Annotated in this window: 7 protein-coding genes; 1 reads left to right on the top strand and 6 read right to left on the bottom strand. The window is 60.9% G+C overall.

The genetic code is table 11. The annotated features are described in order from the left end of the window. Both DCI01S_RS17405 and DCI01S_RS15880 read right to left on the bottom strand, forming a co-directional pair. Nucleotides 1-1159: class I SAM-dependent methyltransferase (locus DCI01S_RS17405; RefSeq protein WP_497463105.1), on the bottom strand; the 1159-nt coding region annotated here is incomplete at its 3' end. A 59-nt stretch (nt 1160-1218) separates the two neighbouring features. Continuing rightward, on the bottom strand, nt 1219-1815 hold the full coding sequence (locus tag DCI01S_RS15880; protein ID WP_061230115.1) for a hypothetical protein: 597 nt from the start codon (nt 1813-1815) through the stop codon (nt 1219-1221). Nucleotides 1816-1930: 115 nt separating this feature from the next. Between DCI01S_RS15880 and DCI01S_RS15885 the strand changes: the two genes are divergently transcribed. Then, nucleotides 1931-2230 carry a hypothetical protein gene (locus DCI01S_RS15885; RefSeq protein ID WP_061230116.1) on the top strand — a complete coding sequence of 100 codons (300 nt, stop codon included), beginning with the start codon at nt 1931-1933 and terminating at the stop codon, nt 2228-2230. Nucleotides 2231-2611: 381 nt separating this feature from the next. On the opposite strand, the gene DCI01S_RS17410 is transcribed toward DCI01S_RS15885, so the two are convergent. The 4 genes from DCI01S_RS17410 to DCI01S_RS17645 all read right to left on the bottom strand — a co-directional run. Next, complete coding sequence (locus DCI01S_RS17410; protein WP_156482647.1) at nt 2612-2929, bottom strand: hypothetical protein; 318 nt, start codon at nt 2927-2929, stop codon at nt 2612-2614. A 41-nt stretch (nt 2930-2970) separates the two neighbouring features. Then, nucleotides 2971-3774 (bottom strand): ParA family protein, encoded by an 804-nt coding sequence (locus DCI01S_RS15890; RefSeq protein ID WP_061230117.1) that lies wholly within the window; start codon nt 3772-3774, stop codon nt 2971-2973. A gap of 77 nt (nt 3775-3851) precedes the next feature. Then, the gene (locus DCI01S_RS15895; protein WP_061230118.1) at nt 3852-4286 is read right to left on the bottom strand and encodes a hypothetical protein; all 435 of its coding nucleotides are present in this window, start codon (nt 4284-4286) and stop codon (nt 3852-3854) included. Between the two features lie 189 nt (nt 4287-4475). After that, on the bottom strand, nt 4476-4893 hold a 418-nt coding region (locus DCI01S_RS17645), incomplete at its 5' end, for a DUF3846 domain-containing protein (RefSeq protein ID WP_061230119.1).

The raw sequence follows: 4893 nt of genomic DNA on the forward strand, positions 1-4893 counted from the left end.
GGACCCGCAGCTCGTTGGAGCCGTACATTCCATGTCCTACCGTCAGCGCCCCCAAGACATGGTCGGGATTCTTCAGGAAGTAGTCGTTGATGCCGACCGTTGCCGGCGGGGCATATCCGTCAGCGGTGTCAACGTCGATCCGCAGGTCATTGGTGCGAGCAAACTGCCTGGTTGCTTCGGTTGGTTCCTGCCCTTCCTCACGGACGCGGAAGACCAGCAGGTCGGTGACGACCTCGGTACCGGCCACTCGGCGGAATGCGCCTGTAGGAAGTCGCACGGCACCCACGAGGTCCGCGCGGTCCACCATGTCTCGGCGTGCAGCGGGATTGGCTGCATCGGCGGTGTATCGGCTCGTGAGAAGTGCGACGTAACCACCGGGAGCGGTGAGGTCGAGCGATTTGATGATGAAGTGGTTGTGGATGCTGTGTTGGCGTCGATTGTGCGCGTCGTCCCAGAGTTTGATGTCGCCGAACGGGACGTTGCCCACCGTTGCAACGAACGCGTTGGCAGGAACTGCCGTGTCTGCGAAGGATTCGTTTCTGAGTTGTGCGCTTGGGTAGAGCGCGGCCGCTATGCGGGCGGACAGGGTGTCGAGTTCGACGCCAACCATCTGTGCGTCGGTGGGGGCATGGCCGATGAAGGTTCCCGATCCGCTTCCGGGTTCGAGAACGAGTCCCCCTTGAAATCCTGCTCTGCGCAGGAGGTTCCAGGTCTCAGAAACGATAGCCGGGTCGGTGTAGTGGGCGTTGAGGATGGTGTGTCGTGCGCGATTCCACTCGGTCGAGCTCAGTAGCGATTCAAGCTCTGCTCTTTCGGTGGCGTAGTCATCTCGACGAGGATCGAAGATTTCCGGCACTGCGCCCCACCCGGACCACTGAGCAAGAACGTCCTGCTCGTCCGATGTGGCATAGCGATCTTCTGCCTCGAGGACGTGCAAAGTCTTGATCGCGGCGATGTTCGCCTGGATGCGGGCCTTTTTACCTGACGGCACAAGAACATCACGACCAGGGTGAAAGTCCACTGGGTCAGGCCGTCGAACGTCGACTGCGTCCCCGGTTTCCTCATTTTCCGCCGGGGCCGGCTCCTGCCCCATCGCCTCTGGCGAAGATACGGAGTCAACGGTGGGCTTGGGCAGTGGTGCAGCATGGACGTTGACCATGGCTGGATCGACCGGGGCGGCTCCGGTGTCATCAAAGATCAGGTCAAGCTGTTCCGGCTCTACCTTGTGGCTCCGCTGCGGCTTGCGTCTTGCGCGTCGAGTACCGCGTCGACTTGGGCCGTGAACTGCGCTTTGAGCGGGTCCTCGGGAGTCTCCGGAATCGGCTCCGAGTCCTCGTAGCGTGTCTGCATCAAAAAGCCCGCCATCGCTCGGAAGCGCACGCTCCGCTCCGGCCAGACCTCGTCCGTCAATGCGTCCATCTCCGGTGACGGGTCCCCGACCTGACTGACGTGGGTCCGCCACCGGTCCGGACTGGTCCTCCAGTTCTCGTCCTCGGCCTCCTCCTGCTGCCCCTGGATCGCCTTCTCCAGACCTTCGCCCAGCTCCTGCTGAAGAATGATCTCTTCGGCCTGGGACCGTGCCCTGTTCCCGATCTGCACTGTCTCCAGGAACGGAGGATGATGACCCTGATTGTCCTGCCGGTACCGTGCGATCCCCTGGTCTCGGAGTTCCAGAAATAGGTCGCCGATCAGGCCGTCCAACCTCTCGCTCTCGACTGTGATCGCTCGCGTTAGCTCCGCGTAGTCCTGGAACTGTTGATTCTGGCCGGTCTGCTCCCACGTCGCTGCCACTGCGTCTTGCGTCATGTCCGACATCGCCTTCTCCTTGGGTCCCTTCGTTGTCAAAGCTGAAAAGATCTGGCTGTTCTGACAACGGTGCCTCCCCGATCGACGGTGGTTGTAGCCAACCTTACGATCCTGGAAATGCCTGATGGGGGATGTGCACCGCACGATCTCGTTACTGTTTTTCCATTTCTTCGACAGCCTCACTCCCTGTGCGCTGGTCGAGCATTCGCTCAATTTCGGCTCGACAGCTCGCCCAGCTCAAATGTGGCTCAACCGCATCACCGATCTGATCGCCTACGTCACGAGCAGCGTCGGCCGGGTGAGTCCCGTTTACCTGCGTCAATACGGTCGCTGCTTCCACGACGACACTGAGGCAGTCCTCCCGGCGCTGCCGTTCGGCAAAGATTTCCAAGAGCTTCCGGTACTCCCCCACCGCCGGTCGTGACGAGGCTGCCCGTATTGCTTCAACTAGTTCATAGCCAAGTGCCCGACCCGCCAGAACAGCCAAGTTGTGCAATTGCGCTTCGGGCAGCTCCGAGTAAGTCGACAGCAGGACAGCCTCTGCCCGCCTATGTGCGCCGACAAAAACTCGGCGTCGAGGATCGGCAGTGACGTCTCGGATGTGCGCAGCGAGATTCGACTTCATCTCATTGGTGGGAAGGACTTGTAGAGACATAGTTGAGTTATACAACAGAACTAGGCCCAATACTAGGCCTAGTTTAACGAGCGGCGGAACGTTGCCATCCAGAAGCAGCAAGTGCCCCTTGTGCCACATGTGGCACAAGGGGCACTTGCTGGCGCTGTAACGGGAGCGCTAGATCTGGCCCTACTCCAAGCGGTCGAGCTTCTCCGAAATCGCTTCTCTGACCAGATCCGCAGTGGAGTCGTAGGTGACCGCATTCTGCTTCTGCACGGTTCGAAGCCTGTCGTGAAGCTCGGCGCCCAACACCACGGAGATCTGACCTTTCCGATCCCACCCCTTCCTCTTCCTGGTAGCGGGCTTTGTTGAAGCCTTCGAGCCAGCCTCGGCCTCATCTGTCACCCCTGGACCGGGCGCTTTGACCGGAACTTCTTGGTCGTCCGATACAGCGTTGTCCTGACCCTCCGCGGTCAGGTCGCCGAAAATGGGGCGCTTCTTACGCACTGGAGGCTGCGGCCCTCGCGGCAAATTGTCCGCCATTGCAATCAGTCCTTTCCGATGACGGTCAGCAGTAGATCGTCAAAAAATCGGGCGACCTCGACAGCGCGAACTTCGGAGAGTTCATCGAAGCCATACCCCGCCTCGTTCGCCTGCTTGATGAAGGCGAGCTGGGTCAAAGGCCGGCCGAGCACGGGAACCTCGGACTCTCGTGCGTAGCTCTCGATCTCAGACACATACCGGTCATCAATCTTGACGTTGGTCCGATGCCCGTTGATCACGATGCCTTCGATGTCGATTTCCCTACCAAGCACGGGACCCAGCTGCTCATTGGCGGTGTCGATGAAATTGACGATGCGACCAAGCCCTCCAAACCCAGCAGCAGACGGGTCAGTGACAAGTAGTACCGAGTTCACCGCCGCGAGGGCGTTGGTCAGCGTGAGGCCGAGCGCCGCGGGACAGTCGATAACGACGAGGTCATAAGCGTCGTCAGGGAGTTTTGCCAGCGCCCGCTTGAGGGTCAGCTCTCGTAGCGTCGCCCCCGTCAGCGCCATCTCTACAGCGACGTAGTCATCCAAACCCGAGGGGACGACCTCGATTCCAGACCTACGTGTGGGCACGATCGTCTTCGCGATCTCCACTGAGGTGGCCGGGTCCATAACATCGGCGACGGTGCCCTCGAACCAGTCATCAAAGTGGCGAGCGGTGAGCTGCTGCGTCAGGTTGCCCTGCGAGTCCAGGTCGATGCCGAGGGCCTTCTTGCCTCGAGCTGCTGCGGCATGCAGCAAGGATTGTGCGACAGCGGTCTTGCCGACGCCGCCCTTCTGGTTCGCTACTGCGATGATCTTCATGGTTCCTCCCCTAGTAACTCTAGCGCAACTAGTGGCACGTGTAGCGCACGCGCCACTAGTTGAAGGTGCGTGTCGCCTTAGCTACGGATGGCGCTGTCGAGGACGATCAGGCCGGGAATTTCGGTCGCCGCCCATTCAATCTGGTCTTCATCCACCTTGAGCCTGAGTTCCTGCATTGCGTGATGCAGGCCTCCCTCGTCGAACGCTCGCACGTAGATGGGGTCCTCTTCGACTCCGCAATCGACAAAGTCGTTGAAGTACTCGATGCGGACGGTGCCGCTTCCGGCATGGAGTGGCGCCGCCACGGCCCGGACCTCCTCGTCGCCATGGATGATGCCTTCCATCACTCGGCCATAGACTTCATGCTCGCCAGCTGCCTCGAAAAGCTTGGCAATGACGATGACCTCGCGAGCGGTCAGGTGAGACGTGATGGCGTGTAGAACTTCGCGGTCGGAGATCAATTCCGCCACTCCGTTCAAGGCTTCGCCGATAGCTGACATGGTGTTGCCCATGCGTTCCTCCTTGGGTTTCCGGGGGGCTTGTCGCCCTCTCGGGTTGGCTCAGTAGTTGCACTAGTTGCGCTAGTGGCACGAGTGTCCATAGTGTCCCTAGTGGAAGTAGCTGCACTAGTTGTTGAAGTCGCCCTGAAAGTGCCAGCCCCAGGGTCCGTCTGCCTCGCGGCGATGGACCGGGGGCACCGCCTAGAGCCGTCCGGACAGGACAGCCTCGGCGTGGGCGCGGTTGATGGCCTCGTGGAGCCTGGGCATCGTCTGCGCAATTGCGTGAAGCGACTGCACGTCCTCGAGCTGCTCGGCACTGAGGCCGACGGTGTCCGCGCCGTCACGGGACAGCAGTAGGGCGTGACCGAAGATCGGCGGCACGGATCGTCCGGCCAGCTCGGACACGATGATGGTTGCGGCGACGTTCGGGATCGAAGTCAATGCGCCCTCGTCGTCCACCCAGCTGTCGACAAGTCCGTATGCGCCCTCGACGCCGATGACATCGACGTAGTTGCAGTCAATGATGCTGCGCATGCTCGCGAGGTGCCCCTCTGGGGTCTGGGTGACCTCGACCGCCTCGGCTGTGCCGTCGACGCGGATCAGGAAGCCGGTGATGGTA

Source organism: Dietzia cinnamea NBRC 102147, assembly GCF_001571065.1.
Lineage (GTDB): Bacteria > Actinomycetota > Actinomycetes > Mycobacteriales > Mycobacteriaceae > Dietzia > Dietzia cinnamea.